The organism is Rugamonas fusca (assembly GCF_014042365.1).
In the GTDB taxonomy this organism is placed as follows: Bacteria; Pseudomonadota; Gammaproteobacteria; order Burkholderiales; family Burkholderiaceae_D; genus Rugamonas; species Rugamonas fusca.
The window spans coordinates 1-255 of record NZ_JACEZS010000101.1 but is presented as its reverse complement, the minus strand read 5'-3'; the positions used below and the strand labels follow the sequence as shown (position 1 = coordinate 255).

Genomic DNA, 255 nt, shown 5'->3' with positions numbered 1-255 from the left:
GATGTGGGAAATCTCTGGTTCATCAATCTATTGGCCGCACGCGATGATTTGCGCCAGCTGGCCAGGATGCGCCAGGTGAGTCTGCTTAAGATACCAGCCATCGGCCGCAAGTACGCTGCCGACGTGCGCGCTTGGCAGGCCGGTGCTAGCTTCTCGACTGAAGTCGAGCTGGTCGGACCAATGATCGTGGCCGATGCACGCCGGATCCTAGCCCTGGGAGTCGAAATCAAGGCGTTGGAAACGCGCTTGGAAGCC

At 59.6% G+C, this 255-nt stretch carries 1 protein-coding gene; it reads left to right on the top strand.

Features of this window, described 5'->3' with window-relative positions:
- Positions 1-255, top strand: a 255-nt coding sequence (locus H3H36_RS26495) for a hypothetical protein (RefSeq protein WP_220459871.1), incomplete at both ends; no start/stop codon positions are given.